Origin of the sequence: Mycobacterium shinjukuense (genome assembly GCF_010730055.1) — a bacterium.
GTDB lineage: Bacteria > Actinomycetota > Actinomycetes > Mycobacteriales > Mycobacteriaceae > Mycobacterium > Mycobacterium shinjukuense.
In genome coordinates this window covers 1,747,867-1,774,071 of record NZ_AP022575.1, presented here as the reverse complement: position 1 = coordinate 1,774,071, position 26,205 = coordinate 1,747,867, and the positions used below count along the sequence as shown (strand labels likewise).

Annotated in this window: 19 protein-coding genes, 1 tRNA gene and 1 pseudogene; 9 read left to right on the top strand and 12 right to left on the bottom strand. The window is 66.6% G+C overall.

The annotated features are described in order from the left end of the window. Positions 1–48 precede the first annotated feature (48 nt). A complete protein-coding gene (locus tag G6N20_RS07850; RefSeq protein WP_232065511.1) occupies positions 49–1,476 on the top strand; it encodes a bifunctional lysylphosphatidylglycerol flippase/synthetase MprF in 1,428 nt (475 codons plus the stop codon). Here the strand turns inward: G6N20_RS07850 and cydC are convergent. The 6 genes and pseudogenes from cydC to G6N20_RS07820 form a co-directional block, all read right to left on the bottom strand. After that, positions 1,410–3,181, bottom strand: a pseudogene (cydC, locus tag G6N20_RS07845) (thiol reductant ABC exporter subunit CydC). The gene G6N20_RS07850 and the pseudogene cydC sit on opposite strands and share 67 nt — an antisense overlap. Then, positions 3,168–4,721 (bottom strand): thiol reductant ABC exporter subunit CydD, encoded by a 1,554-nt coding sequence (gene cydD / locus G6N20_RS07840; protein ID WP_232065510.1) that lies wholly within the window; start codon positions 4,719–4,721, stop codon positions 3,168–3,170. Before cydD ends, cydC begins: the two are co-directional and overlap by 14 nt. A 113-nt stretch (positions 4,722–4,834) precedes the next feature. Beyond that, positions 4,835–5,875 carry a cytochrome d ubiquinol oxidase subunit II gene (gene cydB / locus G6N20_RS07835; RefSeq protein ID WP_083046056.1) on the bottom strand — a complete coding sequence of 347 codons (1,041 nt, stop codon included), beginning with the start codon at positions 5,873–5,875 and terminating at the stop codon, positions 4,835–4,837. A gap of 31 nt (positions 5,876–5,906) precedes the next feature. Continuing rightward, complete coding sequence (locus G6N20_RS07830) at positions 5,907–7,364, bottom strand: cytochrome ubiquinol oxidase subunit I (RefSeq protein WP_083046057.1); 1,458 nt, start codon at positions 7,362–7,364, stop codon at positions 5,907–5,909. Positions 7,365–7,468: 104 nt separating this feature from the next. Further along, on the bottom strand, positions 7,469–8,071 hold the full coding sequence (locus G6N20_RS07825) for an HdeD family acid-resistance protein (protein WP_142271836.1): 603 nt from the start codon (positions 8,069–8,071) through the stop codon (positions 7,469–7,471). Between the two features lie 45 nt (positions 8,072–8,116). Next, positions 8,117–9,448 carry an adenylate/guanylate cyclase domain-containing protein gene (locus tag G6N20_RS07820; protein WP_083046059.1) on the bottom strand — a complete coding sequence of 444 codons (1,332 nt, stop codon included), beginning with the start codon at positions 9,446–9,448 and terminating at the stop codon, positions 8,117–8,119. Between the two features lie 299 nt (positions 9,449–9,747). Between G6N20_RS07820 and G6N20_RS07815 the strand changes: the two genes are divergently transcribed. Together G6N20_RS07815 and G6N20_RS07810 are read left to right on the top strand one after the other, a co-directional pair. Beyond that, positions 9,748–10,005 carry a hypothetical protein gene (locus tag G6N20_RS07815; protein WP_083046060.1) on the top strand — a complete coding sequence of 86 codons (258 nt, stop codon included), beginning with the start codon at positions 9,748–9,750 and terminating at the stop codon, positions 10,003–10,005. Then, positions 9,995–10,798 carry a hypothetical protein gene (locus G6N20_RS07810; protein ID WP_083046061.1) on the top strand — a complete coding sequence of 268 codons (804 nt, stop codon included), beginning with the start codon at positions 9,995–9,997 and terminating at the stop codon, positions 10,796–10,798. The genes G6N20_RS07815 and G6N20_RS07810 overlap by 11 nt, the downstream gene beginning before the upstream one ends. Before the next feature lie 21 nt (positions 10,799–10,819). Here G6N20_RS07810 and G6N20_RS07805 read toward each other — a convergent pair whose 3' ends face one another. Continuing rightward, positions 10,820–11,338 carry a hypothetical protein gene (locus tag G6N20_RS07805; RefSeq protein WP_142271837.1) on the bottom strand — a complete coding sequence of 173 codons (519 nt, stop codon included), beginning with the start codon at positions 11,336–11,338 and terminating at the stop codon, positions 10,820–10,822. A gap of 439 nt (positions 11,339–11,777) precedes the next feature. Beyond that, positions 11,778–11,851: transfer RNA gene (locus G6N20_RS07800), tRNA-Leu, on the bottom strand. A 115-nt stretch (positions 11,852–11,966) separates the two neighbouring features. On the opposite strand from G6N20_RS07800, the gene G6N20_RS07795 reads away from it, so the two are divergent. Next, entirely contained in the window at positions 11,967–12,584 is a 618-nt protein-coding gene (locus G6N20_RS07795) for an ANTAR domain-containing response regulator (RefSeq protein WP_083046106.1), read from the top strand. Between the two features lie 69 nt (positions 12,585–12,653). On the opposite strand, the gene G6N20_RS07790 is transcribed toward G6N20_RS07795, so the two are convergent. Beyond that, positions 12,654–13,856, bottom strand: coding sequence for a lipid-transfer protein (locus G6N20_RS07790; protein ID WP_083046062.1), 1,203 nt, complete (start codon positions 13,854–13,856; stop codon positions 12,654–12,656). Further along, on the bottom strand, positions 13,853–14,299 hold the full coding sequence (locus G6N20_RS07785) for a Zn-ribbon domain-containing OB-fold protein (protein WP_083046063.1): 447 nt from the start codon (positions 14,297–14,299) through the stop codon (positions 13,853–13,855). Before G6N20_RS07785 ends, G6N20_RS07790 begins: the two co-directional genes overlap by 4 nt. A 164-nt stretch (positions 14,300–14,463) precedes the next feature. On the opposite strand from G6N20_RS07785, the gene polA reads away from it, so the two are divergent. From polA to coaE, 3 genes are all read left to right on the top strand, one after another. Further along, the gene (gene polA, locus G6N20_RS07780) at positions 14,464–17,121 is read left to right on the top strand and encodes a DNA polymerase I (RefSeq protein WP_083046107.1); all 2,658 of its coding nucleotides are present in this window, start codon (positions 14,464–14,466) and stop codon (positions 17,119–17,121) included. A gap of 166 nt (positions 17,122–17,287) precedes the next feature. Continuing rightward, the gene (rpsA, locus tag G6N20_RS07775) at positions 17,288–18,733 is read left to right on the top strand and encodes a 30S ribosomal protein S1 (RefSeq protein ID WP_083046064.1); all 1,446 of its coding nucleotides are present in this window, start codon (positions 17,288–17,290) and stop codon (positions 18,731–18,733) included. A 25-nt stretch (positions 18,734–18,758) separates the two neighbouring features. Beyond that, on the top strand, positions 18,759–19,997 hold the full coding sequence (gene coaE / locus G6N20_RS07770; RefSeq protein ID WP_083046065.1) for a dephospho-CoA kinase: 1,239 nt from the start codon (positions 18,759–18,761) through the stop codon (positions 19,995–19,997). On the opposite strand, the gene G6N20_RS07765 is transcribed toward coaE, so the two are convergent. After that, positions 19,975–20,418 (bottom strand): DUF402 domain-containing protein, encoded by a 444-nt coding sequence (locus G6N20_RS07765; protein WP_142271838.1) that lies wholly within the window; start codon positions 20,416–20,418, stop codon positions 19,975–19,977. The two genes, coaE and G6N20_RS07765, sit on opposite strands and share 23 nt — an antisense overlap. Before the next feature lie 361 nt (positions 20,419–20,779). On the opposite strand from G6N20_RS07765, the gene uvrB reads away from it, so the two are divergent. Both uvrB and G6N20_RS07755 read left to right on the top strand, forming a co-directional pair. Next, positions 20,780–22,948 (top strand): excinuclease ABC subunit UvrB, encoded by a 2,169-nt coding sequence (gene uvrB / locus G6N20_RS07760; protein ID WP_083046108.1) that lies wholly within the window; start codon positions 20,780–20,782, stop codon positions 22,946–22,948. After that, on the top strand, positions 22,945–24,351 hold the full coding sequence (locus G6N20_RS07755; protein ID WP_083046067.1) for an MFS transporter: 1,407 nt from the start codon (positions 22,945–22,947) through the stop codon (positions 24,349–24,351). Before uvrB ends, G6N20_RS07755 begins: the two co-directional genes overlap by 4 nt. Here G6N20_RS07755 and G6N20_RS07750 read toward each other — a convergent pair. Then, a complete protein-coding gene (locus G6N20_RS07750) occupies positions 24,340–25,923 on the bottom strand; it encodes a mannosyltransferase (protein WP_083046068.1) in 1,584 nt (527 codons plus the stop codon). The genes G6N20_RS07755 and G6N20_RS07750 overlap by 12 nt on opposite strands. Positions 25,924–26,205: the final 282 nt, after the last annotated feature.

Sequence of the window (26,205 nt, the reverse complement as noted above, 5' to 3'; positions counted from 1 at the left end):
CGTCTGCCGGTTTTGTGCCGAGCACCGCGGTTCTCAGGCGTACCGTTCCTGTTGTTGGCAGCTCATCGGGAGGTGAGGGTGAACGAACCGTCGGTCGATGTGGTACCGAGGGTTCGCGCGCGCGAACGCGTCGTCGTGCACGTCGACTCGCTGCGGGCGCGCTGCCTCGGCGCCGTGGCCCTGTTCTGCGTGGCATGCTGGCTGATCGCACTGCTCGCCCACGACTACCGGCACGCCGATTGGCAGGCCACCGGCCGCTTGAGTTGGTCGCTGACGGTGCTGGCGGCGGTGGCGTTGATCGCCCGGGGCATCTTCCTTGGCCGCCCGGTGACGGCAATGCATGCGGCCGCGGCCGGCGCGTTCCTGGTGGTGGGCCTGGCGGTGCACGTGTTGTTCTTCGACTTGCTCGGCGAGGCGCTGATCGCCAGTTCCGGCCTGGTGTTGATGTGGCCGACGGCCGCCTATCCGCGACCCGAAGATCTGCCCCGGGTGTGGGCTCTGGTCAACGCCACCAAGGCGGACCCGCTGGCGCCGTTCGCCATGCAGGCCGGCAAGTGTTACCACTTCAGCGCGGACGGCGCCGCTGCGCTGGCATACCGGACCCGCATGGGATTCGCGGTGGTCGGTGGGGACCCGATCGGTGACGAGGCGCAGTTTGCTGAGCTGGTCGCCGACTTTGCCGCCATGTGCCACACCCACGGTTGGCGGATCGTGGTGGTGGGCTGCAGCGAGCGCCGGCTGCCGCTGTGGAGCGACGAGGCCGTGATCGGCCAATCGTTGCGTGCGATACCCATCGGTCGCGACGTGGTGGTCGACGCGTCCAGTTTTGACATGGTCGGGCGCAAGTTCCGCAACCTGCGGCAGGCGGTGCAACGCACGCACAACTTCGGCATCACCACCGAGATGGTCGCCGAGCAAGAACTCGACGATAACCAACGGGCGGAGCTGACCGAGGTGCTGTTGGCCTCAGCGAGCGGGGCGCACACCGATCGTGGATTCTGCATGAACCTCGACGGCGTGTTGGCCGGCCGTTACCCGGGAATACAGCTGATCATCGCCAGGGACGCCGAGGGCCGGGTGCAAGGCTTCCATCGGTACGCGACCGCCGGCGCGGGCAGCGACGTGTCCCTCGACGTGCCGTGGCGGCGTCGTGGTGCCCCCAACGGGATCGACGAACGCCTCAGCGTCGACATGATCACCGCCGCCAGAGAAGCTGGGGCGCAACGGGTGTCATTGGCATTTGCGGCATTCCCGGAACTCTTCGCCGACCGCCAGCGCAGCGGGCTTCGGCGCTGCAGCTACGTGTTGGTCCATCTGCTTGACCCGTTGATCGCCCTCGAGTCGCTGTACCGATACCTACGCAAATTCCACGCCTTGGACGGCCGGCGCTACGCGCTGATCTCGATGACTCAGGTATTTCCGTTGGTTTTCGTGTTGCTGTCGCTGGAGTTCATGCCGCGCCGGCGGCACCTTTGAGCGGCAGTTCGGCACAGCCGAGGTCCCCGGGGAGGTGGTGGGTCGCCACCACGACGGTGCGCGCTGGGCCCATCAGCGTGCCGCTGGGGCGCAACAGATCTCGTAGCAGCAGATCGGCGTCGGCAACATCCAGATGTTCGGTGGGTTCGTCGAGCAGCACGATCCGGGCGGGCGAGAGGACCGCCCTGGCCAGCAGCAATCGCCTGCGCTGGCCCGCCGAGACCGCCTGCGCGCCACCGACCAACACCGTCGACAGCCCCTCGGGTAGACCGGCCAGCCATCCGCCCAGGCCGACTGCGGCCAGGGCGGCGGTGAGTTCGTCGTCGCCGCAATCGCCACGGGCAACCAGCAAGTTGTCCCTGACCGTGGTCGCGAAGATGTGGGCGTCTTCAGCGAAATAGACGACGGTGCTGCGTAGTTCGGCTTCATCGATGTCGGTCAGGTCGGTTCCGTCGAGCAGCACCCGGCCGCGCACCGGCGGCAGCAGGCCGGCCAGCGTCATCAGCAGCGCGGTTTTGCCGGAGCCGCTGGGGCCGGTGACGGCAAGCCGGGCCCCCGCCGGTAGGTCGACGGCCACCCCGTGGTACCGCGTTCCGCGGTGACCGCAATCCACGTCGGCCGATAGCCGGCCGGTGACGGCGGGTCGCGGCATCGTGGCGGCGGCCGCCTTGTGAGGACGATCGTGCGCGGTGAGGTCGAGCAGGCGACGTGCGGCCAGTCTGGACCGGGTCAGCTGGACGGCTGCTCCCGGTAGGGCGGTGGTCGCCTCGAACGCCGACAGCGGCAACAGCATCAGCACCGCCAGGGTGGTGGGCGCGACCGTGGGCGCCATGCCGATCCCGGCCACCACCGCGCCGAGCACGCTGGCCCCGATCGCCGCGGTCGGCGTGGCCGCCGCGACGGCGGCCGGCCGGGCGGCGGCGTCCAGAGCGTCCCCCCAGGCCCGTTGTCGCCGCTGCGATTCGGCGATGATCTCCGGAAGGACACCGGCGACACGCAGCTCGGGTGCGTGTTCGAGCGCCAGCATGGCCGACGTGTCGCGTTGGCAATGCTGGTGCCGGGCGACGGCTTCCTGCGTCGCGGCGGCCCTGCCGGCGAGCCGGGGCGCAACCACCCCGGCGATCAGCAGGCACAGCGCCAGCACCGCGGCCGCCGGCGGCGAAATGGCCCCCACGACCGCGGTTGCCGCCAGCGCCAGCACCGCCGCGACCGCTATCGGTACCACGGCGCGCACCAGCACGTCGGCCAACGCATCGACGTCGGCGCCGACCCGGGTCACCAGCTCTCCGCTGTGCAGCCGGACAGCCGCCGCGGCCGGCCCGTTGGCCAGCCGGTGATAGATCCGCACCCGGGCCGCGCCCGCCGCGCGCAGCGCGGTGTCGTGGGTGGCCAATCGTTCGCAATAGTGCAGCAGGCCCCGCGATATCGCGAGCGCCCGGACGGCCGCGACCGCGACGGACAGATCCAGCACCGGCGGCATCTGCCAGGCCCGCGTGATCAGCCACGCCGACACGCCGGCCAGCGCCAGCGCACTGCCCAGCGACAGCACGCTCAGCGCGATCGCCGCCAGGATGCGGGGCAGCCGGGGACGCAAGAGGCCAGCGGCGAGGGCCAGCTGGCGGCGACCCGGGGGCACCACCCGCTTGCGGGGGACCGCGCCCGGCCTCGCCGCGGTTGCGAACTCCGCGGGATCAGACCGGCGCATAACGCACCTCGCTGTCGGAGCTGACCTCGACGACTCGGTCGCCGATCGCGACGACTCGCTCGCGGTGGGCGACGATCACCACGGTGGCCCCGGCGCGGGCGCGCTCGACGATGGCGGCCAGCGCCCGGTCCTCGGTGTCGGCGTCCAGGTGCGCGGTGGGCTCGTCGAGCAGTAACACCGGGGCGGGTGATCCCAGCGCGCGGGCCAGACCCAGCCGTTGCCGTTGCCCCAGCGACAGGCCCACTCCTCCGCGGCCGAGCACGGTATCCCATCCGTCCGGCAGCTCGGCCACCACCGCGTCGAATCCGGTTGCCGCGCAGGCGCGTTCAAGATCATTGGGTGCGCCGAGCAGGGTCAGGTTGGCTCGCACGGTACCCGGGACCAGCACCGGGCGCTGCGGCAGCCAGGACACCTGGCGCCACCAGGCGGCAGGCTCCAGCTCGGTGACGTCGACACCGGCCACCGTAACCCGGCCAGACGACGGGACGGTGAGGCCGGCGATCACCTGCAGCGCGGTGCTTTTGCCGGTGCCGTTTCGTCCGGTGAGCACCGTGACCTGGCCGGGTTCGATCACCGCGGTCAGATCATGCGGTGCGCGGCCGTCGCGGGTTGCGACGCTGAGGTTTTCCAGGCGGATCTGGGCGCCGCGGGCTGGTACCGTCTGTCGGCCCGGGGTCGCGGCGGGCTGACCGATCAGCGCGAAAGCCCGGTCGGCCGCGGCCCTCCCGTCTTGGGCGGCATGAAATTCCACACCGATGCGGCGCAGCGGCCAGTACACATCCGGGGCCAGCAGCAGGACCGTCAAACCGGCGCTCAGGCTCATCGCGCCGAACACCAGGCGCAAGCCGATGCCGACCGCGACCAGCGCCACCCCGAGGGTGGCCAGCAACTCCAGGACCAGCGCCGACAGGAACGCGATCCGCAGCGTCGCCATTGCCGAGCGTCGATGGGCGGCCCCCAGTTCGGCGATGCGGTGTTCCGGATCCCGAGCCCGTCCCAGGGCTCGCAGGGTGGGGATACCGGCGATCAGATCCAGCAGCCGGGCCTGCAGCGTGGTCATGGTGGCCAGGGCAGCGGTCGATCGCTCAGCGGTGGCCAGCCCGATCAACACCATGAACACGGGTATCAGCGGCAGGGTGATCACCACGACGGCAGCCGATTTCGGGTCGTAGACGGCGATCACCGCAACTGTGGCCGGCGTCAGGATCACCGCGAGCAGCAGGGTCGGCAGGTAACCGGTGAAGTAGGGACGCAAACCGTCCAGACCACGGGTAACCACCACGGCCGCGGCGTCCCGCTGTGTCGCCTGCTGACTGGGTTGGCGCGCGGTCACCGCGGCCAGCACCTGCCCGGTGAGCTCGGCGATCACCGCACTGGCCCCGCGCTGGCCCAGACGCGCCTGCAGCCAGCGTGTCATCGTACGAACGGCCCACAACGCAAACAAGATTGATAGCTGTCCAAGCCAGCACCGCAGGCTGCGTGCCGCGGGATCGCTGATGACGTGGGCGACGATGCTCGCCAGCACGATCGCCGAGCCGATTGCGCAGCCGGCGATCGCCACGCCGCAGGCCACCGAGGCAATCAGGTAGCGACGCAAAGCTTCCGATGCCCGCCACAGTCGCGGATCCAGCGGCGCCCGCGAGCCGTGCCCGCTCAGGACGGGCGCCTTGCCAGACCGCTGGGCGGAGGTATCCGATCAGCCGAGATCCGTTGCCGGAAAACCCAATACGTCCACGCCTGGTACGCCACGGTCAGCGGAGCGAAGAACGCCGTCACCCAGGTCATGATTTTCAGCGTGTACGGGGTCGACGAGGCGCTGTAGATTGTCACGTTCCAGTCGCCGTTTAGCGTCGACGGCACCAGGTTCGGGTACAGCGAGCCCAGCACCAGCACCACCACGGCCGCGACGACCACCAGGGTGCACACGAACGCCCACCCGTCGGATACCCGTCGCAACACCAGCAGCACCGCCGCCAACTGGGCGAGCACCGCCACCCCGAGCACCGCCCAGGTCCATTGCTTGCCATGCGCCAGTTGCGTCCAAACTCCAAAGCCCGCAACCAGTCCGGTCACCGGCAGGGTAAGCCAGGCGGCGATCCGGTGGGCGTCGTCGCGGATCGGGCCGGCGGTCTTCAAGGCGAGGAACACCGCGCCGTAGAGCAGGAACAGGCCGGCGGTGGCCAACCCGCCCAATAGCGTGTAGGCGTTGAGCGCATCGGTGATCGTCAGATGCGCCTCACCGGTGCCGTCCACCGGCAGTCCGCGTAGCAGGATGGCGAACGCTACCCCCCACAGCACGGCGGGCAGCCAGGACCCCGCCGCGATGCCGAAATCGGCCCAGCCACGCCACTTCACGTCGTCGACCTTGCCGCGCCACTCGATGGCCACGGCGCGCACGATCATGCCGAACAGGATCACCAGCAGCGGCAGATACAGCGCAGAAAAAACGGTGGCATACCAACCGGGAAACGCCGCGAACATCGCCGCGCCGCCGGTGATCAACCAGACCTCGTTGCCATCCCAAACCGGGCCGATGGTGTTCAGCGCTGTGCGGCGGTGGGTTTCGGGGTCGCCGGAGCCGACGCGGGCCAGCGGCTCCATCAACATGCCGACGCCAAAATCGAACCCTTCGAGGATGAAGAAGCCGACAAACAGCGCCCCGATGATGCCGAACCACAATTCGGAGAGTTCCACCGGTGAGCTCCTTTTCTGGGGTCGGTACGCCTCAATACGCGAAAGACAATGGCGCTACCTCGTCGGCACCGGTTGTGCGTGTCGCCGCCGGTTCGGCGTCGTGTTCCTGCGGTCCCTCGACGACGTAGCGTTTGAGCAGCCAGCACCAGACGACCGCGAGCACGGCGTAGACCAGGGTAAAAGTCACCAGGGATGCGACCACCATGGCGGACGCATGGCTGGAGACGCCCTGCGCGACGGTGAGGCGAACCTGCTGATCCCCGGTCGGGTTGGGGACAACAATCCAGGGCTGACGGCCCATCTCGGTGAATATCCAGCCGGCGCTGTTGGCCAGGAACGGCGTGGGAACGGTCAACAGCGCCAGCCAGGAAAACCACCGCTGATGCGGGATGCGGCCCCCGCGGGTGAGCCACAGCGCCACCAACGCGAACAGCACCGGAATCGCCAGCAAACCGATCATCACCCGGAACGACCAGTACGTGACGAACAGGTTTGGCCGGTAGTCGTTTGGCCCGAAACGCTGTTCGTATTGCTGCTGAATGTCGCGCACGCCCTGCAGCGTGACATTGCTCGTCCTGCCTTCGGCGAGGAACGGCAGCACGTAGGGCACCTCGATGACCCGGGTGAGGCTGTCGCAGTTGTTCTGCCGGCCCACCGTCAGGATGGAGAAGTTCGGATCGGTTTGGGTGTCGCACAACGATTCCGCCGACGCCATTTTCATCGGTTGCTGCTTGAACATCAGCTTGCCCTGGATATCGCCGGTGAAAAACAAGCCGGCGGTGGCCGCCAACGCCACCCAACATCCCAGGATGGTCGCGGGTCGAAACATGGCGCGGGTACCGGGACCGACCGTGGCGGTGCGCGAACGGACCAGCCACCAGGCGCTCACCGCGGCCACGAATGCGCCGGCCGTCAGCAACGAACCGGTGACCGCGTGCAAAAACGCCCACTGTGCGGTGTTATTGGTGAGCAACGCCAAAATGTCGGTCAATTCGGCGCGCCGGGTGTCCGGGTTGTAGTGCGCGCCAACCGGGTGCTGCATAAAGGAGTTCGCCGCGATGATGAAGAACGCGGACACGTTAACCGCAATGGCGACGATCCAGATGCAGGCCAGGTGAATCAGCCGGGGCAGCCGGTTCCAGCCGAAGATCCACAAGCCGATGAAGGTGGACTCAAAGAAGAAGGCGGCCAGGCCCTCCATGGCCAGCGGTGCCCCGAAGATGTCGCCGACGAACCGGGAGTACTGGCTCCAGTTCATCCCGAACTGAAACTCCTGCACGATCCCGGTCGCCACGCCGATGGCGAAGTTGATCAGAAACAACTTGCCGAAGAACTTGGTCAGCCGATACCAGGCGACGTTATCGGTGATGACCCACGCCGTCTGCATGACGGCCAGCAGGGGCGCCAGGCCGATGGTTAGCGGCACGAAGATGAAGTGGTAGACGGTGGTGATACCGAACTGCCACCGCGACATGTCGACGACATTCATCTGTCATCTCCCGAGAATGCGGGGCCTATTCCAGCGGGTACGACGAAGTGTAGTAGAGGGGACGGGCCTACGCTACCGGCAATTTCGGGCGCCCGGTGGCAGACCTATTGGCCGAGCGCTTGTGACGCCTTGCGGATGCCGAACGAGGACACGATCTCGAAGGCGCCGATCACCACAAACCAGGCGCCGACGACGATCGCCAGGGTGATGATCGATTCGAACGGCGCTGCCATCACGATCATGCCGGCGACCAGGCTGATCAAGCCGACGAAAATCGACCACCCTCGTCCCGGCAGCGCCGGATCGCTGATCGCGGAAACCGTTGTGGCAACGCCGCGAAAGATGAACCCGATGCCGATCCAAATGGCCAGCAGCAGAACCGCGTCGCCGAAATGGCGGAACGCCAGCACGGCAAGGATCAGCGAGGCCGCTCCACTGATGAATAACAGGATTCGACTGCCCGCCGCGACATGCAGACCAAACGCGAACACAACCTGCGCGATTCCGGTGATCAGCAGGTAGACGCCGAACGCGATGGCGGCGACCAGGACGGATTTTCCGGGCCAGGCCAGCACCAGGGCGCCAAGGATCAGCGACAGCACCCCCGATACCAGGGTGGATTTCCATAAGTGCGGCAACAAGCTTGGGACAGGCAGCGGTGTAGGGCTCGTTACGGGGCTGGGTTCCATGGCACCAGTGTGACCCATGTGGCGGTTCTGGTACAGGGTGGTTCTGGCACAGCGCGGTGGAGCCTAGACGCGTGCGGTGCGCGGCTCCTCGGCAAGCAGATCGGCGGAATCCGTGGCTGTCTTGCGGCCGATCAGATACCAGGTGCGCATGACGCCTTTGCCTTTGACATGGATGTGGCCGCGTTCGCGCAGCACGAAGTCGTCCTTCAGCCGTTCGTAGACCTCATCTGGCACCTGGATCTGCCCCACCGAGTCGGTGGATTCCATTCGGGACGCCACGTTGACCGCGTCCCCCCACACGTCGTAGAAGAACCGGCGAGAACCCACGACACCCGCGACCACCGGGCCGGTGGCCATGCCCACCCGCAGCGGCACCGCGCGGCCGTGCGGATCTTTGAGTCGCGCCGCCACGGCGACCATGTCGAGCGCGAAGTCGGCCAGCGCCTGCGCGTGGTCGGGCCGCGGCCGGGGCACCCCGCTGACCACCATGTAGGAATCGCCGCTCACCTTGATTTTCTCCAGCCCGTGCTGGTCCACCAGCGCGTCAAAGGCGCTGTAGAGGCGGTCCAGGAACCGGACCAGGTCGACCGGCGCGGTGCCGCTGGCGCGCTCGGTGAACCCCACAATGTCGGCGAACAGCACCGAGGCCTCGTCGTACTTGTCGGCGATGACCTGTCGCACGGGCTCCTTGAGTCGTTCGGCGATGCTGGCCGGCAACATGTTGGCAAGCAGGGCCTCGGAGCGCGCGTACTGGGCTTCCATCATCGCCTCGGCGCGCGAGGTGTCCCGTAGGGCGAACCACACCGTCACTAACACCATCACGCAGGAGGAAAGGGTGGTGATGACGAAACCGGTTGACGTCGCCCAGGCCGGTTGGAGCCCGGTATCGCGCGGGACCAGGAATTCGGTTGCGATGATCAGGGCGGCGGCAACCGCCGCCAGGAAGCTCGCCAGCACGATGTGTTCAATCCCCAGTACCAGCACCACCAGACAGGCCCCGACGAGGAAGAACAGCTGTGCGCCGGAGCCGGTGCCCACGTCCAAGCAGCTGGCGAACACTGTGGTGTAGGCCGCACCGATGAAGGTCAGCGGTGCCACCAATTCCCCGAAGTGGTGCAACATTGGGACGATTGCGAAAACCACCGCGGCCGCAATATTGATCGAGGTCAGCTGCCAGATCCATGCGCCCGTCAGAAGTTGTACGACCACAAAGCTCCCGCTGACCATCACGGCCAGCCAGGCGGTGACGCTGAGGATGCGCTGTCGGCGCGCGACCGTTTCGGCGTGGTGCTGGCTGGGGGCGCGTGCCGCCGAGCGCACGGCCGCAACGCAGTCCGGGCGTTGCGACCAGCCCTCTGACCCTCTGGGTGGGGCGCCGCATGTGTTAGCCGCCACGACTCACAGCGTAACCGCTGAGCTTGATGTTGACCGAGTGCGACGACGTGTGGGGCGCCTCTTGTCGTGCCCTCGGTGGGATTCGAACTCTAATCGCGTGTTGCCGGTTACCTCGGCAAATGGATAAATATGCCGTCTACCTGCGGGTTTGACATTAACGGAGTTGAACCGGGATTAACGGTGATTAACCAAGAATGTAGTCACCGTGTAGCTCAGGTGTTCGGGCATAACAGCTAACCCTTGACAATGTATCGTGTTGGACATTACTCTTGACAACCCGCAAGGGTTAAGGAGACGATGTGAACAGCGCAATCGACAAGGTCGCGAAGTGGGCGCAATCGCAGCAGTGGACGGTTGAGGATGACGCCAACGGATATACCCGCTTCTACGACCCGCGAGGCAACTACATCGTTCGGTTCCCTGCCTCTCCCAGCAACGAATACCGGCGCATGCAGGATCTGTTGGTCGCGCTGAAGAGGGCCGGCCTGCCGTGGCCACCGCCGAGCAAGAAAGAACAACGGGCACAGCGTAGGAAGGAGGCGAGCGATGACAACTGACTGGGTAATTACCCTGCGGTTTGACGCCGACCCCGCGATGGCGACGATGGACGAGTGGGAGACGCAGCTCGAAGACTTCGACGCGACCGTCTCTCGCGTCCCTGGGCGTGGGATTGATGTGACGGTCTATGCACAAGGCCACTTGAGCATGTTTGATGCCCTTCACAAGATGGATGGCGAGATCATGCAGGTAGTCCATGCCGGAACGCCCATTGCCCTGGAGATCGTCAGGGAGGCAGAGCATCGATTGCGTGCCGAAGCGTTCACGACGCCTGAGCTGATGTCTGCGGCCGAGATTGCGGACGAGCTGGGAATTTCACGTCAGAGGGTGCATCAATTGCGGTCGACAGCGGGGTTTCCGGCTCCGTTGGCGGACTTGCGCGGCGGTGCCGTGTGGGATGCAGCGGCGGTGCGCAAGTTTGGTCAGACATGGGAGCGAAAGCCCGGCCGTCCGCATACCGCGACCGCTAAGGGGACCCACGGATGGAAGGCGGGGCCGGCAGTCAGCAGGTCACGTAATGCACCACACGTCAGCTGGCGTATCGAGAACCCAGCAGAGAATCGCTTTGTGTTGCGCAACATCGGCGACGATATCGCCGAAAACGTCGAGCTTGACGTTTCACGAATTGAAGCGATTACCCGGGACCTGCCAAAGTCCGCGGTACTTCACCCCGGAGAGGGCTTCGACATGTGTCTGATACCGGTGTGGGGTGGTCCTCTCCCCAATCAGCTGTACGTCCGGTGGGCTGGACACGAGCGCTGGGTGGCTGTCCCGCTGACGCAGACTCACTAATCGTGAAGGGGGCGAAGGCGATCACTTCCGCCCTTCTATTAATTGCCTTAGTCTCGCAGCATCGTCCCCCGCCTCTTTAATCGCAGCGCTGAAGTGCTTTTGAAGTTCTTGTTTGTGTTTAGGATCGCTCGCTTTATCAATCCACTCCTTCCAGCATCGCTTTACTTCTGCTGTTAAATCGTGCACGTAATCATTCAGGGGACGACCGTTAATCCTATTAGTGACGCCTTTCTGATCGCGAATATGATCGATATGTGTCACATACCTTTCCAACGGCTTTTTGAGCTTCCCGTAAAGTTCAGAGTGGATACCTCGTGGAATATCACCGATTTCAGTTGACAACTGGTTGGTTAATGCATTAAGCAAGTTTCTTGAGTGCAGGTAGATGGAGTCTTTGAAGTAGTTGACAATGTTGCCGAATTTATCTTCATCGCGCACACTTCCGTGATCACGTTCTTCGATGATGGTTATGATTTCGTCGGCTCCGATTAGCAATCGGAGCTCATACTTGAAGTCTTTGAGCTCCGGCGGTCGCGACACCACTTTTTGCGCCTCCTGCAGAAAAAAGAGATTTCAACACTATGTCTTCACCTCCGGGTGGAAATAATCGGCGCCCGAAAACCGATGACGGTCAGGTTTGTACTGCATGATTAACCACGACGCGGCCCACTTCGGGGGCTTCCATTCGTCCGCGTTCCCTTCGTCGAAAATGCGCCGTGAGTGTAAGGCATACTCGCAGCCTGCAGCCCGTCCACGCGGTGCGGCCCGCAGCCAAGCCACCGCCCCCACGACGACAGCTGCCGCCGCGGTTTGCGGGAGGCTGCGGCGCGCTGGCTAGCGGGCATCCCGCGTCGCAGCTCCCCGCAAACCGCGGCGTTGATGGTCATGTAGTCAGAATGTAGTCACGGGCCACCAGGCGCGCCCTGCACAGTGGTTGGTATAAGCCTCTGAGCTGCAAGAACACTCGCGTTCACCGTCGTGCCCTCGGTGGGATTCGAACCCACACTGGACGGGTTTTGAGTCCGTTTCCTCTGCCAGTTGGGATACGAGGGCGTGCTTGCGTCGTGGCTTGTTTGCGGGCCCGCTTTCCTAACCTTAAAGGAACCCGATCTCGACTGACCGCCCCCCAAGGTGCCCGGCTGCGACCGCCCACGACACAATGTCGGTCATGACCGGCCCCACCACCGACGCCGCCGCCGCCACGCCACGCCGGGTCCTGATCGCGGAAGACGAAGCCCTCATCCGCATGGACCTGGCCGAGATGCTGCGAGAGGAGGGATACGACATCGTCGGGGAGGCCGGCGACGGCCAGGAAGCCGTCGAACTGGCCGAGCAACATAAGCCCGATCTGGTGATCATGGATGTGAAAATGCCGCGTCGCGACGGGATCGATGCCGCGTCGGAGATCGCCAGCAAGCGCATCGCCCCCATCGTGGTGCTGACCGCGTTCAGCCAGCGCGACCTGGTCGAACGTGCCCGTGATGCCGGGGCCATGGCCTACCTGGTCAAGCCCTTCACCATCAGCGATCTGATCCCGGCCATTGAATTGGCGGTCAGCCGGTTCAGCGAGATCACCGCGCTGGAAAAGGAAGTCGCGACGCTGGCTGACCGGCTGGAAACCCGCAAGCTCGTCGAACGTGCCAAGGGCCTGCTGCAGGCCAAGCAGGGCATGACCGAGCCGGAGGCGTTCAAGTGGATTCAGCGGGCCGCCATGGACCGACGCACCACCATGAAGCGGGTGGCCGAAGTCATCCTGGAAACCCTGGATACCCCTAGAGACACCTAGCGCGAGCAGACGCAAAATCGCCCTTTTTGTGCCCGAATTGGGCGATTTTGCGTCTGCTCGGCAAGGCCGCTACCGGGCCACGATCACCGACGAGCCGTGCCCGAACAGGCCCTGGTTGGCGGTGATGCCGACCTTGGCGTTGTCCACCTGGCGGCCGGTGGCCTGACCGCGCAGCTGCCAGGTCAGCTCGCAGACCTGAGCGATCGCCTGGGCCGGAATGGCCTCACCGAAGCACGCCAGCCCGCCCGACGGGTTGACCGGGACCTTGCCGCCGATGGTGGTCGCGCCGCTGCGCAGCAGCGCCTCGGCATCCCCTTTGGGGCATAGCCCCAGGTGTTCGTACCAGTCGAGCTCCAACGCGGTGGACAGGTCGTAGACCTCGGCCAGGCCCAGATCCTGGGGCCCGATGCCGGCCTCGGCGTAGGCCGCGTCGATGATCTGATCCTTGAACACCCGCTCCGGCGCGGGCACTGCCGCGGTCGAGTCGGTTGCGATATCCGGCAATTCGGGCAGGTGCTGCGGATAGCGCGGGGTGACGGTGCTGACCGCGCGCACCGACGGCACCCCGTCCAGCGAACCGAGGTGTTCGCGGGCGAACCCGGCGCTGGCCACAACCAGCGCCGCCGCCCCGTCGGAGGTGGCGCACACGTCCAGCAGCCGCAACGGATCGGCCACCATCGGGCTGGCCAGCACGTCGTCCACCGATGTCTCCTTGCGGAACCGGGCGTTGGGGTTGTGCAGGCCGTGCCGCGAGTTTTTGACCTTCACCCGCGCGAAGTCCTCGACCGTGGCGCCGTAGAGGTCCATGCGGCGCCGCGCCAAAAGCGCGAAGTACACCGGGTTGGTGGCCCCGATCAGATGGAACCGCTGCCAGTCGGGATCGTTGCGGCGCTCGCCGCCCACCGGCGCGAAAAAGCCCTTCGGGGTGGTGTCGGCGCCGATGACCAACGCCACGTCGCAGAAACCGGCCAGGATCTGGGCACGGGCGCTCTGCAGCGCCTGGGCACCGCTGGCACACGCGGCGTAGCTGGAGCTCACCGGCACGCCGTTCCAGCCGAGCTTCTGGGCGAACGTGGCGCCTGCCACGAAGCCCGGATACCCGTTGCGGATGGTGTCCGCCCCGGCCACCAGCTGGATCTGACGCCAGTCCAGGCCGGCGTCGCGCAGGGCGGCGCGGGCGGCGACCACGCCGTACTCGGTGAAGTCGTTGCCCCATTTGCCCCACGGGTGCATTCCGGCGCCCAGGATGTAGACAGGTTCGGGCGTACTCATGCTCGGGCGATCCTCCACGCGTGCACGATGCGCCGCACACCGTCGTCGCCGGTGAACAGCGGCATGGTCGTCAGCTCCATGTCCATGCCGACCCGCAAGTCGGCGGCCAGCGTGCCCTCGACCACCTTGCCCAGCACGATCAACCCCTCGTCGGCCAGCGCGACCGCGGCGATCGCGAACGGCTCAAAGGGGTCCGACGCGGGATAGGGCGGCGGTGGCGCGTACCGGTTTTCGGTGTAGCTCCAGAGCTTTCCGCGGCTCGACAATGCGACGGGCTCTAGTGTGTCGCCCGCACAGGCCGGGTTGGGGCAGTTGTTGTCTCGGGGCGGGAACACGTAGGTGCCGCACTCGGGGCATTTGCTGCCGATCAGATGCGGGTTGCCGGCGTCATCGGTGGCGAACCATCCCTCGATTGCCGGTTGTTGGCTGGTGACCTTTGGCACCGGGCCAGCCTACCCAGCCGAAGGAGGAAACTGAAACGTGTTGCAGTTCGGCCCGCGTGTGGTCGGGTCCGCGTCGCACGTCACACCGGATGCCTAGAGTGTGAGCCGTGAGCGTCGAGACGTCCGCCAGCAAGGCCGGCGAGAATCAAGCCAGGCCGACGCTGATGTTGCTTGATGGGAATTCGCTGGCGTTTCGGGCGTTCTACGCGTTGCCCGCGGAGAACTTCAAGACCCGGGGCGGGCTGACCACCAACGCCGTCTACGGTTTCACGGCCATGCTGATCAACCTGCTGCGAGATGAGGCTCCCACCCACATCGCGGCGGCCTTCGACGTGTCCCGGCAGACCTTCCGCTCCGAGCGCTACCCGGAGTACAAGGCCACCCGGTCGTCAACTCCCGACGAGTTCGGTGGCCAGATCGACATCACCAAGGAGGTCCTGAACGCACTGGGCATCACGGTGCTCGCCGAGCCGGGATTCGAGGCCGACGACATCATCGCGACGCTGGCCACCCAGGCCGAGAAGGAGGGCTACCGGGTCCTGGTGGTCACCGGTGACCGCGACTCGCTGCAGCTGGTCAGCGACGACGTGACGGTGCTCTACCCGCGCAAGGGTGTCAGCGAGCTCACCCGCTTCACCCCCGAGGCGGTGGTCGAGAAGTACGGGCTCACTCCCCAGCAGTACCCGGACTTCGCCGCGCTGCGCGGTGACCCCAGCGACAACCTGCCCGGCATTCCCGGGGTGGGGGAGAAGACCGCCGCCAAGTGGATCGCCGAGTACGGTTCGCTGCGGTCACTGGTGGACAACGTCGACTCGGTGCGCGGCAAGGTTGGCGATGCGCTGCGGGCGAACCTGGCCAGCGTGGTGCGCAACCGCGAGCTCACCGACCTGGTTCGCGACGTGCCGCTGGCCCAGACCCCGGACACGCTGCGGCTGCAACCCTGGGATCGCGACCACATTCACCGGCTCTTCGACGACCTCGAGTTCCGGGTGTTGCGCGACCGGCTGTTCGACACGCTGGCCGCCGTGGAGCCCGAGGTCGACGAGGGGTTCGACGTGCGTGGCGGCGCGCTGGAGCCGGGCACGGTGGGGCGGTGGCTGGCCGGGCACGCCAGCGACGGGCGCCGGTCCGGCCTGACGGTGGTGGGCACCCACCTGCCGTACGGCGGGGACGCCACCGGGTTGGCCATCGCCGCCGCCGACGGGGAGGGCGCCTACATCGACACCGCCACGGTGACCCCCGAGGACGACGCGGCGCTGGCGGCTTGGCTGGCCGATCCCGCCAAACCCAAAGCCCTGCACGAGGCGAAGCTGGCCATCCACGATCTGGCCGGTCGGGGCTGGACACTGAACGGCGTCACCTCCGATACCGCGCTGGCGGCCTACCTGGTGCGGCCGGGCCAGCGCAGCTTCACCCTCGACGACCTCTCGCTGCGTTACCTGCGTCGTGAGCTGCGCGCGGAAACACCGGAGCAGCAACAACTTTCGCTGCTCGACGAGGACACCGACGTCCAGGCTGTCAACACCGCGATCCTGCGGGCGCGGGCCGTGGTGGACCTGGCCGACGCGCTGGATGAGGAGCTGGCCCGCATCGACTCCACCGCGCTGCTGGGCGAGATGGAGCTGCCGGTTCAGCGGGTGCTGGCGGAGATGGAGAGCGCCGGCATCGCGGTCGATCTGGGCAAACTGGCCGAGCTGCAAAGCCAGTTCGGCGACCAGATCCGCGACGCCGCGGAGGCCGCCTACGCCGTGATCGGCAAGCAGATCAACCTGGGCTCGCCCAAGCAGCTGCAGGTGGTGCTGTTCGACGAACTGGGCATGCCCAAGACCAAGCGGACCAAGACCGGCTACACCACCGATGCCGACGCGCTGCAGTCGTTGTTCGACAAGACCGGGCACCCGTTTCTGCAGCATCTGCTCGCCCACCGCGACGTCACCCGGCTCAAGGTCACCGTCGACGGGTTGCTCCAAGCGGTGGCCGCCGACGGCCGCATCCACACCACGTTCAACCAGACGATCGCCGCGACCGGCCGGCTCTCCTCGACCGAACCCAACCTGCAGAACATCCCGATCCGCACCGACGCGGGCCGGCGCATCCGGGACGCGTTCGTGGTCGGGGGCGGCTACGCCGAGTTGATGACGGCCGACTACAGCCAGATCGAGATGCGGATCATGGCGCACCTGTCCGGGGACGAGGGCCTCATCGAGGCGTTCAACACCGGGGAGGACCTGCATTCGTTCGTCGCGTCCCGGGCGTTCGGCGTGCCCATCGACGAGGTCACCGGCGAGCTGCGGCGCCGGGTGAAGGCGATGTCCTACGGGTTGGCCTACGGGTTGAGCGCCTACGGCCTGTCGCAGCAGTTGAAAATCTCCACCGAGGAAGCCAACGAGCAGATGGACGCGTATTTCGCCCGGTTCGGCGGGGTGCGGGACTACCTGCGCGCCGTGGTCGAGCGGGCCCGCAAGGACGGCTACACCTCGACGGTATTGGGCCGCCGGCGCTACCTGCCCGAGCTGGACAGCAGCAACCGCCAGGTGCGGGAGGCCGCCGAGCGGGCGGCGCTGAACGCCCCGATCCAGGGCAGCGCCGCCGACATCATCAAGGTGGCCATGATCCAGGTCGACCAGGCGCTCAAGGAGGCCGGGCTGGCGTCGCGCATGCTGCTGCAGGTGCACGACGAGCTGCTGTTCGAAATCGCCCCAGGTGAACGCGAGCGGGTCGAGGCCCTGGTGCGCGAGAAGATGGGCGGCGCCTACCCGCTCGACGTCCCGCTGGAGGTATCGGTTGGCTACGGCCGCAGCTGGGACGCGGCGGCCCACTGAGCGCCGAGCGTGAATCTGGGGCGGGAATTCGGCGATTTTTCCGCCCTGAGTACACGCTCGGCGCAATCGGGACTGAGTTTGTCCAGCGTGTGCCCCGTCGAGTAGCCTCGACGGGTAAACCCCAACCTGTCCCTACGACCCAACCTGTCCGGAGCAACCCAACAAGATGCCGAGTCCCGCCGTCACCTCGCCGCAAGTAGCCGTCAACGACATAGGCTCGAGCGAGGACTTTCTCGCCGCAATAGACAAAACGATCAAGTACTTCAACGATGGCGACATCGTCGAAGGCACCATCGTCAAAGTGGACCGGGACGAGGTGCTCCTCGACATCGGCTACAAGACCGAAGGCGTGATCCCCGCCCGCGAACTGTCCATCAAGCACGACGTTGACCCCAACGAGGTCGTTTCCGTCGGTGACGAGGTCGAAGCCCTGGTGCTCACCAAGGAGGACAAAGAGGGCCGGCTCATCCTCTCTAAGAAGCGCGCGCAATACGAACGCGCCTGGGGCACCATCGAGGCGCTCAAGGAGAAAGACGAGGCCGTCAAGGGCACGGTGATCGAGGTGGTCAAGGGTGGCCTGATCCTCGACATCGGGCTGCGTGGCTTCCTGCCCGCCTCGCTGGTCGAGATGCGCCGGGTGCGCGATCTGCAGCCCTACATCGGCAAGGAGATCGAGGCCAAGATCATCGAGCTGGACAAGAACCGCAACAACGTGGTGCTGTCGCGGCGGGCCTGGCTGGAGCAGACCCAGTCCGAGGTGCGTAGCGAATTCCTCAACCAGCTGCAGAAGGGCGCCATCCGCAAGGGAGTGGTGTCCTCCATCGTCAACTTCGGTGCGTTCGTCGATCTGGGCGGCGTGGACGGCCTGGTGCACGTCTCGGAGTTGTCCTGGAAGCACATCGACCACCCGTCGGAGGTGGTCCAGGTGGGCGACGAGGTCACCGTCGAGGTGCTCGACGTGGACATGGACCGCGAACGGGTTTCGTTGTCGCTCAAGGCAACCCAGGAAGACCCGTGGCGCCATTTCGCCCGCACGCACGCCATCGGGCAGATCGTGCCGGGCAAGGTCACCAAGCTCGTTCCGTTCGGTGCGTTCGTGCGGGTGGAGGAGGGCATCGAAGGTTTGGTGCACATCTCGGAGTTGGCCGAACGCCACGTCGAGGTGCCCGACCAGGTGGTCGCCGTCGGCGACGACGCGATGGTCAAGGTCATCGACATCGACCTGGAGCGACGGCGGATCTCGTTGTCGCTCAAGCAGGCCAACGAGGACTACACCGAGGAGTTCGACCCGGCGAAGTACGGCATGGCCGACAGCTACGACGAGCAGGGCAACTACATCTTCCCGGAGGGCTTCGACCCGGAAACCAACGAGTGGCTGGAAGGATTCGACGCCCAGCGCGCCGAATGGGAGGCCCGTTACGCCGAGGCCGAGCGCCGGCACAAGATGCACACCGCGCAGATGGAGAAGTTCGCGGCGGCCGAGGCGGCCGGACACGGCGGTGGTGATCAGTCGCCGCGCGAAAGCGCGCCACCGACGAAGACCGCGGGTGGATCACTGGCCAGCGACGCCCAGCTGGCGGCGCTGCGGGAAAAGCTCGCCGGCAGCGCTTGATCTTGCAGCTGATCGCGTTCACGTAATGCTGCGCATCGGGCTGACCGGCGGCATTGGCGCCGGGAAGTCGTTGCTGTCCACGACGTTTTCGCGATGCGGGGGCATCATCGTCGACGGGGACATGCTGGCCCGTGAGGTGGTCCAGCCGGGCAGCGAAGGGCTCGCGTCGCTGGTCGACGCGTTCGGTCGCGACATCTTGCTCCCGGACGGCGCGCTCGATCGGCAGGCATTGGCGGCCAAGGCGTTTCGCGATGAGGCGGCGCGCGGTGTGCTCAACGGGATCGTGCACCCGCTGGTGGCCCGGCGGCGCTCCGAGATCCTCGCGGCGGTGGCTGGGGATTCCGGGGATGCGGTTGTGGTCGAAGACATTCCGCTGCTGGTGGAATCCGGGATGGCGCCGTTGTTCCCGCTGGTGGTGGTGGTGCACGCCGACGTTGAGGTACGGGTACGACGGCTGGTCGAGCAACGCGGCATGGCCGAGCAGGACGCCCGGGCCCGGATCGCCGCGCAAGCGACCGACGAGCAGCGTCGTGCCGTCGCCGACGTGTGGCTGGACAACTCGGGCAGCCCGGAGGCTTTCGTGCAGCGAGCCCGCGACGTGTGGCACCACCGGATCGAGCCGTTCGCTCGCAATCTGAGTCAGCGCCGGAGCGCGCGCGCTCCGGCGCGGCTGATGCCGGCCGACCCGAGCTGGCCCGACCAGGCCCGGCGCATCGTCGCCCGGTTGCAGACGGCGTGCGGCCACCGAGCGTTGCGGGTCGACCACATCGGCTCGACCGCGCTGCCGGCGTACCCCGATTTTCACGCCAAGGACGTCATCGACATTCAGATCACCGTCGAATCACTGCACGTGGCCGACGAACTGGCCGAGCCGTTGCTGTCCGCCGGCTACCCGCGGCTCGAGCACATCACCCAGGACACCGCCAAAGCCGACGCCCGCAGCACCGTCGGCCGCTACGACCACACCGACAGTGCCGCTCTGTGGCACAAGCGCGTGCACGCCTCGGCGGATCCCGGTCGGCCGACCAACGTGCACCTGCGGGTGCACGGCTGGCCCAACCAGCAGTTCGCCCTGCTGTTCGTCGACTGGCTGGCGGCCAACCCCGGTGTGCGTGCCGAGTATCTGGCCCTCAAGCGCGACGCCGAAAAGCGTTGCGGCGGAGACATTGCACATTATGTCGCCGCCAAGGAGCCGTGGTTCCTCGGTGCCTACCGGCGGGCCTGGGAGTGGGCAGACTCGGTCAATTGGCGCCGCGCCAGCTGAGCATCATCCCTTCGTCAGCCAGCCAGCGGTCGAGGTCATAGCCATTGCGGGCCAGCTCGTCGACGGCGTGCACGGCGCGGAGGATCGCCCGCTCGGCGACCTCCCGGGTCAATAGACCGTGGCGTACGGCGTCCAGCAGCTCGCCGACGTCGGCGAGCTGCGCCCCACGTCCGGTTCGGACCTCGATGTCAAGATAGTGGTCTTCGGAGCGCCACACCGCCGGGCCGGGAGTGTATTCACCCACGTCAAGATAGTAATCGTGGTCGCGTTCATGGCCTGCGTTGAAGTGAAACACCGTGGCGCGCAACCCCAGCGACGGTAACAGCCAGGATTCGAGGTAATGGAACTGGGCCCGGCCGGGGGTGGGACGGGCCAGGTAGAGCCCCCAGGGACGCACCGTGTACTCGTCCACGGCCCGCACGATGCCTTTCGGGTCGGTGTTGGTGCGGGCCAGGAGGTCGAACGTTTCGTGCTTCGGTGGGTGGATGACGCCACCATACCGTCAGCACCGTCAGCGGCGTGGCCGCAGTTTCCACCGCACAAGGCCGGCGTAGCAACACCGACAGCGCGACCAGCGGCCCATGTCGAACAGCCAGACGTTGGGCGTGCGCTGCCAGGCAGGTCGAGCGTCGTCTTCATCAATCCAGCATGCATTCATGTTGATATTGCACTTTGCGGCCGATGCGGGGCGGACCGGCCAACGTGGCTCACGGCCTGGTCCTTTGACCGGCGATCGGCGCCCGCACCCCTCGATGTCGGTGGCCGGTTTTACTCTGGTCGGTATGGCCTTCGCCACCGAGCACCCCGTCGTCGCGCATTCGGAATACCGTGCCGTCGAGGAGATCGTGCGCAGCGGTGCCCGCTTCGAGGTGGTCAGCCCGCACGCACCCGCCGGTGACCAGCCGGCCGCCATCGACGAGTTGGAGCGGCGCCTCAAAGCGGGGGAGCGCGACGTGGTGCTGCTCGGGGCCACCGGCACCGGCAAGTCGGCGACCACCGCGTGGCTGATCGAGCGCCTGCAGCGGCCCACCCTGGTGATGGAGCCGAACAAGACGCTGGCCGCCCAGATGGCGAACGAGCTACGAGAAATGTTGCCGCACAACGCGGTTGAGTACTTCGTGTCGTACTACGACTACTACCAGCCGGAGGCGTACATCGCGCAGACCGACACCTACATCGAAAAGGACAGCTCCATCAACGACGACGTGGAGCGGCTGCGGCACTCGGCGACGTCGGCGTTGCTGTCCCGGCGCGACGTGGTGGTGGTGGCCTCGGTGTCCTGCATCTACGGCCTGGGAACCCCGCAGTCCTACCTGGACCGCTCCGTCGAGCTGCGGGTCGGCACCGAGGTGCCGCGCGACGGGCTGCTGCGGCTGCTGGTCGACGTGCAGTACACCCGCAACGACATGTCCTTCACCCGCGGTTCGTTCCGGGTGCGTGGCGATACCGTCGAGATCATCCCCTCCTACGAAGAGCTGGCGGTTCGCATCGAGTTCTTCGGCGACGAGATCGAGGCGCTCTATTACCTGCACCCGCTGACCGGCGAGGTGATCCGCCAGGTCGACTCGCTGCGGATCTTCCCGGCGACCCACTACGTGGCCGGTCCCGAGCGCATGGCGCACGCGATCTCCACCATCGAGGTGGAACTGGCCGAGCGCCTGGCCGAACTCGAGGGCCAGGGCAAGCTGCTGGAGGCGCAGCGGCTGCGGATGCGCACCAACTACGACATCGAGATGATGCGCCAGGTCGGGTTCTGCTCGGGCATCGAGAACTACTCGCGCCACATCGACTGCCGGGGTCCCGGAACGCCACCGGCCACGCTGCTCGACTACTTCCCGGAGGATTTCCTGCTGGTCATCGACGAGTCGCACGTCACCGTGCCGCAGATCGGGGGCATGTACGAAGGCGACATCTCGCGCAAGCGCAATCTTGTCGAGTACGGATTCCGGTTGCCGTCGGCGTGCGACAACCGCCCGCTGACCTGGGAGGAGTTCGCCAACCGGATCGGGCAGACGGTGTACTTGTCGGCCACTCCCGGACCGTACGAACTCAGCCAGACCGGTGGCGAGTTCGTCGAGCAGGTGATCCGGCCGACCGGCCTGGTGGATCCGAAAGTGGTGGTCAAGCCGACCAAGGGGCAGATCGACGATCTGATCGGCGAGATCCGAAAGCGCGCCGAGGCCGACCAGCGGGTGCTGGTGACGACGCTGACCAAGAAGATGGCCGAAGACCTCACCGACTACCTGCTCGAAATGGGCATCCGGGTGCGCTACCTGCACTCCGAGGTCGACACCCTGCGCCGGGTGGAGCTGCTGCGCCAGCTTCGGCTCGGTGACTACGACGTGCTGGTCGGCATCAACCTGCTGCGCGAGGGCCTGGACCTGCCCGAGGTGTCGCTGGTGGCGATCCTGGACGCCGACAAGGAGGGGTTCCTGCGGTCGTCGCGCAGCCTCATCCAGACCATCGGCCGCGCGGCCCGCAACGTCTCCGGCGAAGTGCACATGTACGCCGACACAATCACCGACTCGATGAAAGAAGCCATCGACGAGACCGAACGGCGCCGGGCCAAGCAGATCGCCTACAACGAAGCCAACGGGATCGACCCGCAGCCGCTGCGCAAAAAGATCGCCGACATCCTTGACCAGGTCTATCGCGAGGCCGACGATACCGAGGCCGGCCACCCCATCCCGGTGGGCGGGTCCGGCCGCAATGCGTCCCGCGGTCGGCGCGCCCAGGGTGAGCCCGGTCGCGCGGTCAGCGCCGGCATTTTCGAGGGTCGCGACACCTCCGCCATGCCGCGCGCCGAGTTGGCCGACCTGATTAAAGACCTCACCGAGCAGATGATGGCCGCGGCTCGTGACCTGCAATTCGAGCTGGCCGCCCGGTTCCGTGACGAGATCGCCGACCTCAAGAAGGAACTGCGCGCGATGGACGTCGCCGGCCTGAAGTGACCGAGACCGCGAGCGAGACCGGCAGTTGGCGTGAGCTGCTGGGCGGGCACCTGCGCACGTCCACCGTGCTCGCCGGCGGGGTTGCGATATACGCCACCAACGAATTCCTGACCATCAGCCTGCTGCCCAGCACCATCGCCGAGATCGGCGGCTCCCGGCTGTACGCCTGGGCGACCACCCTGTATCTGGTCGGGTCGGTGGTGGCGGCGACCACGGTCAACTCGATGCTGCAGCGGGTGGGGGCACGCTCGTCGTATCTGATGGGGTTGACCGTGTTCGGCGTGGCCAGCGCGCTGTGCGCGGCCGCGCCCAACATGGAGGTTCTGGTCGCCGGACGCACCCTGCAGGGGGTGGCCGGCGGTTTGCTGGCTGGCCTGGGCTACGCGCTCATCAACACCGCGCTGCCCCATTCGCTCTGGACCCGCGGCTCGGCGCTGGTATCGGCGATGTGGGGGGTGGCGACGTTGGTCGGGCCGACGTCCGGTGGGCTGTTCGCCCAATTCGGGCTGTGGCGCTGGGCGTTTGGATCGATGGCGATGCTGGCCGCGCTGATGGCCATGTTGGTACTGGCCGTGCTGGCGGTGAGCCCCGCCGATTCGAGTGCCCCGAAACCGGCGCACAAGGTGCCGGTCTGGTCGGTGCTGTTGATCGGGGCGGCCGCGCTGGCGGTCAGCGTCGCCGAGTTGCCGCGCTACCTGGTGCAGACCGCGGGACTGCTCACCGCCGGCGCGCTGCTGGTCGGGGTGTTCGTCATCGTCGACTGCCGCATGCACGCGGCGGTGTTGCCGCGCTGCGTTTTCGGCGCCGGGCCGTTGAAATGGATCTACTTGACCATGGCGGTGTTGATGATGGCGGTGATGGTCAACACCTACGTGCCGCTGTTCGGCCAGCGGCTGGGCCATCTGACGCCGGTGGCGGCCGGCTTCCTGGGCGCGGCGATATCGATGGGCTGGACATCCGGCGAGATCGTCAGCGCATCGCTGAGCAAGCCGAGGCTTGTCGGGCGTGTGGTCGCCGCCGCACCGTTGGTGATGGCGTCGGGTCTGGCCCTGGACGCGGTGACCCAACGGGCCAACGCGACGAGTGGGACCGTCATGCTCTGGGCGCTGGGGCTGCTGATCACCGGGACCGGGATCGGCATCGCCTGGCCGCATCTGACGGTGCGCGCGATGAACTGTGTCGACGATCCGGCCGATAGCAGCACCGCCGCCGCGGCGGTCAACACCATTCAGCTGGTCTCCGGAGCCTTCGGTGCCGGACTGGCCGGCTTGGTGGTAAACACCGCCACCGGCGGCGACGTCGTGGGGGCCCGTTGGCTGTTCGCGGTGTTTACCGCGTTGGCAGGCATCGGTTTCGCCGCGTCCCACCGGGCGACGCATAGTGATCGCCGCTCACCGCGTTGACTTGACCACTTGCGAATAGTGGAACTGCCACCGCTCGACAATGCGGAAACCAAGGTAGCTCGGAAACCGGTACGCCGGAGCACGCCCGAAACTCCCCGGTGGCAACGATCGACCGGCTTGGTGATCGGGCAGCGACGGGTCTCGGTTGGTGATCGTCCACAACGCGGGACACGCATCGATCTTGGCCGTCGTCAACCACACGGCGACATGACCATCCCACAACGCGCCGACCTGGGGGCCGTAGGAGCCGCGCCCCACGTCGATCAACGAGCGGAACGCCGCGGGCCGCGCGGCCAGCAGCGCGCGTATCGGCCCGGGCCGCCACGGCACGGTGTTGTCCACCAGCAGACAATCCCCGGCCGCGGCGTGCGCGCCGATGACGTCGGCGACCTGGCTGTAGTCCCAGCCCTCTTTGGCATACGGCCCGCGCTGGGTGAAGTAATAATTCGGAAACGCGGCGACGGCGAAGCCCACGAGGACACCGGCGATGAGCCAGGGCTTGCGGGTGATCGTGACGATGCAGACCGCAAGGACGACGGCCGCCCCCGGAGCGGTGAGAATCAGGTAGCGCGGGTAGTAGATCGGTTCGACGGTCGCCGAGTAGCTGAGGACCACGGCGGTGGGCAGAACGATCCACGTGGCGCCGGCAACCAGCAGGCCGGCGTCACCCCCGAACTCCCGCGCGCCGACCAGTCGAGCCGTCACGGCTGCAAGGACGACAACGCCGGCCAGGATGGCGAACGCAACGCTGTGGTCGAAGTACTGCCGATGGACCACGTCGAGGAAAAGGTTCCTGTTCAGGCCCGCAATCCAGCCGACCTGCCAGACCTGGCCGTGGGCGAACATCACGAACGGCGTCACGGCTCCCAGCGCTGCCGCCGACGTGGCCGTCCACCAGATGACGGCAGATTTCCGAGATTGTCCGGGGATCACCAGCGCCAGCATGGCGGCATAGACCGGCACCAACAGCACCAGGTTCATGCTGACCAGAATCGATACCAGCAACATTAGCGCGTACGTCAGCCATAGCCACGGTCTGTTGCGTCGTGCCGAGGCGACCATCAACACGGTCAGCCACACCGCGGCAGCCACCGACAACGCCGAGGAGCGGGCCTCGATCCCGGCCCAGGTCACGCGCGGCAAGATGGCGAACACCGCACCCGCGCACAACGCGACGGACCGGTTGCCAGGCGCCAACTGCATGCTGAACACCACCACACCCGCGGCGGCGGCCCCAACCGCCAGGGCGCTGGGAACCCGCGACCAGAACTCGGTTGGCGGGAATATCGCGAACCAGCCGTGCATCAACAGGTAGTACAGGCCGTGCACGGCGTCGATATGACCCAGCAACTTCCACAGCTCAGGCAATGTCCGGCTGGCCGCAGCCGAAATCGTCGCCCCCTCGTCGAACCACAGCGATGGCCTGCTCGCCCACGCGCCGCTGATGACCGTGGCCAGCACGGCAATCGCCACAGGGTCGCACAGCCTGCCGCGCGGCCGGGGGCGCGCCGACTTGGCGACGGTGGCCGATGAAGGGGCCGCCGAGGGCTGCTCGACGGTCGAGGCAGACATGATGTGTGTCACTGTAGGGTCCGCGCGATGATCCTGGTCACCGGCGGCTTCCGGGGCCAACCGCCCAGCGGCCCACGGATCGCCGGGACGACGCGCCTGCGGTTCCCGAAAACCCTTGCACAGCAAAGCGTTCCGTTGTGTTCAGGAGCGTCCGATGGTGGTGTCACCGGCACCATTGTCGGTTGGTTAGCCATTGCCGGGCAAATGAGGGTTGCGCCACGCCGTTGCGGTGTGGTTAATCTGACCCATCCGCGTCCGGCAACAAGCTACTGTCTTGGGTTG

Excerpts from the sequence above, each read along its gene's own strand:
- G6N20_RS07750 (WP_083046068.1), bottom strand. The coding sequence starts at position 25,923 with ATGTCTGCCTCGACCGTCGAGCAGCCCTCGGCGGCCCCTTCATCGGCC.
- G6N20_RS07795 (WP_083046106.1), top strand. The coding sequence starts at position 11,967 with ATGACCGGCCCCACCACCGACGCCGCCGCCGCCACGCCACGCCGGGTC.
- coaE (WP_083046065.1), top strand. The coding sequence starts at position 18,759 with ATGCTGCGCATCGGGCTGACCGGCGGCATTGGCGCCGGGAAGTCGTTG.
- polA (WP_083046107.1), top strand. The coding sequence starts at position 14,464 with ATGTTGCTTGATGGGAATTCGCTGGCGTTTCGGGCGTTCTACGCGTTG.
- G6N20_RS07790 (WP_083046062.1), bottom strand. The coding sequence starts at position 13,856 with ATGAGTACGCCCGAACCTGTCTACATCCTGGGCGCCGGAATGCACCCG.
- G6N20_RS07830 (WP_083046057.1), bottom strand. The coding sequence starts at position 7,364 with ATGAATGTCGTCGACATGTCGCGGTGGCAGTTCGGTATCACCACCGTC.
- rpsA (WP_083046064.1), top strand. The coding sequence starts at position 17,288 with ATGCCGAGTCCCGCCGTCACCTCGCCGCAAGTAGCCGTCAACGACATA.
- G6N20_RS07810 (WP_083046061.1), top strand. The coding sequence starts at position 9,995 with ATGACAACTGACTGGGTAATTACCCTGCGGTTTGACGCCGACCCCGCG.
- uvrB (WP_083046108.1), top strand. The coding sequence starts at position 20,780 with ATGGCCTTCGCCACCGAGCACCCCGTCGTCGCGCATTCGGAATACCGT.
- G6N20_RS07825 (WP_142271836.1), bottom strand. The coding sequence starts at position 8,071 with ATGGGTCACACTGGTGCCATGGAACCCAGCCCCGTAACGAGCCCTACA.